At 61.0% G+C, this 2,354-nt stretch carries 2 protein-coding genes and 1 pseudogene; all 3 read right to left on the bottom strand.

Going from position 1 to position 2,354, the window contains the following annotated elements; genetic code table 11:
• A pseudogene (locus ACRXB1_RS34675) lies at nucleotides 1-253 on the bottom strand (hypothetical protein); the annotation flags it as partial.
• Nucleotides 254-260: 7 nt separating this feature from the next.
• Nucleotides 261-2,099 (bottom strand): extracellular solute-binding protein, encoded by a 1,839-nt coding sequence (locus tag ACRXB1_RS34670; RefSeq protein WP_449494610.1) that lies wholly within the window; start codon nucleotides 2,097-2,099, stop codon nucleotides 261-263.
• A partial coding sequence (locus ACRXB1_RS34665; RefSeq protein ID WP_449494609.1) for a TonB family protein occupies nucleotides 2,092-2,354 on the bottom strand: 263 nt, incomplete at its 5' end. The genes ACRXB1_RS34670 and ACRXB1_RS34665, both read right to left, overlap by 8 nt.

The raw sequence follows: 2,354 nt of genomic DNA, 5'->3' as shown, positions 1-2,354 counted from the left end.
TAGGCGCGCATGGGGTTCCCTTCAGTCCTGCCGAAGTCGTACTACGCCGAGGACTGGCTGCTCGATTACTGGTTCGTGAAGCTGGTGCCGGCAACCAGCGCCCCAACACATTGAGATTGCCGTGGCGCAACTGGCTCATCATCTGTTCGACCGGACCGCCCGGCACGAACTGCGTGACCACGAACGTGAGCGTGACCACGCCGATCAGCGTGGGGATCATCAGCAACAGACGTCTCAGGATATAAGCGGCCACGGCAATCTCAATGTGTTGGGGCGCTGGTTGCCGGCACCGGCTTCACGAACCAGTAATCGAGCAGCCAGTCCTCGGCGTAGTACGACTTCGGCAGGACTGAAGGGAACCCCATGCGCGCCTTGTATCCCACGCGCGTATTCGGCGCATAGTACTCGGGCACGATGTAATAACCGTTGATCAGGATACGGTCGAGCGCGTGCGTGGCGGTCTGCAGATCGGCGAGCGTATTGGCTTTGAGCGCGGCATCGATCATCGCATCGGCGGCTTTCGATTTCACGCCGGGGAAATTTTCCGAACCGGGTTGCGCTGCCGCCGCGCTGCCAAAACGCCGCGTCAGTTCGCCGCCCGGAATGGTCACCGGCGAATAGATATAGGTGGTCATGTCGAAGTCGAACGCGTCCATGCGTTTGCCGTATAGCGCGCTGTCGAGTTCACGCATATGCGCCTGGATACCGAGCGTTTGCAACTGCTGCACGAAAGGCATGATCACGCCGTCCATGCCGGGTTGATCGTCCATGATCTCGATCGACATGGCCGTGCCGTTTGCATCGCGCAACGCACCGTCGCGATAGTTCCAGCCTGCCTCGTTCAGCAGCGCCTGCGCTTCGCGCAGGTTCGCACGGATTGAATGGGGCGGCGTGGTGTCGGGTTGGCTGAGCATCGGGCCGAACACGGCCGCCGGAAGTTCCGCTCGATACGGCTCGAGCAACGCCAGTTCATTCGCGTCCGGCACGCCGGTCGCACCGAACGGACTGTCCTGGAAGTAACTGCCTGTCCGCCGGTATTGCCCGTAGAACGTCAGCCGGTTCAGCCACTCGTAATCGAACGCGAGCGTGAGCGCGCGACGCACGCGAGGATCGGCGAACTGAGGTCTGCGCGTGTTCATGAAAATGCCCTGCATCTGCGCGGGGCCATCGGGAAAGAGACCTTTCTTCAGCGATCCGTTAGCGATGTTCTTGCCGACGTATTTTCGCGCCCACGTACCCGACGAATATTCCACCCGCATGTCCGTGTGCCCCGCCTTGAAGTCTTCGAGCGACGTGTAGTGATCGGTGAAGAGGCGAAACGTGATGCGTTTGAAGTGGTACATGCCACGGCGCGCCGGCAGGTCGGCGGCCCAGTAGTCCGGGTTGCGCACGTACGTGATCTGCTTGTCGTTCTTGCGCTGCTCGATCAGGTAAGCGCCGCTCGCAAGCGGTGGATCGGTCGCAATCTTGTCGAACGAAGGACGCGTGCCGTCCGGCTTCATGCCCCACTTCGGCGAGAACACCCACAGGTCGCCCGCAATCAGTGGCGCGTCGCGGCGTGCTTCCTTGAAATCAAACCGCACGGTAAGACGATCGACCACCGTCGACTTCGTGATGTTGGCGAATTGCGAGTTGAAGATGGGCGAGACATGGCTGCTCGCAAGCGTGTCGTATGAATACTTCACGTCGGCGGCGGTGATCGGGTCACCGTTCGAGAAACGCGCCTTCGGGTTGATGTGAAAAGCCGCCGACTTGCCATCGGGCGCGACGTTCACGTCGTCGGCTATCAACGGATACTCCGACGCCAGCTCGTCCCAGCTTCGCTGCATCAACGTATCGAACATGAGGTTCTTGAGGTCGGGCGCAGGCGCGCCGCGAATCAGGAACGGATTCATGGAATCGTAGCTTTGCAGCTCGTCGTAATTCTGGAAGTCGATGTCGCCGTCGTTCGGCGCGTCGGGGTCCGCGTAGTCGAAGTGCGTGAAGCCCGCCGGATATTTCGGCTCGTCGTATTGCGCTATCGATGGACGCGCGAGCGCCCCCTGTGCCATGAACATCACGCCGAGCGCGAGCGTCACCAGCCTTACTGCTTTACTCATCGTCGCTCGCGGTTGTCTTGAACGAGAACTGCACTTCGCCAACATACGGCTCGGGGTTTTTCTCGCATTTGTAGCCCTTGCCGGCCGCGATCACCGCATCGTTGAAGACGGACGTGGGTGGCGAAACGCGCATGATCTTGACGTCGCTGACCTGCCCGTCGGTACCTATCGACAAACGCGCCGTCACCGTCGCCGAGATGCCGTCCTGCAGCGCCTTGCGCGGAATCTGCGGCTGCACGGACTGGCAGTGGCCGA

The sequence above is a fragment of the Caballeronia sp. M23-90 genome, from assembly GCF_053574605.1.
Note: the sequence above shows the minus strand (reverse complement) of the source record. Positions and strands in the feature narration are given on the sequence as shown.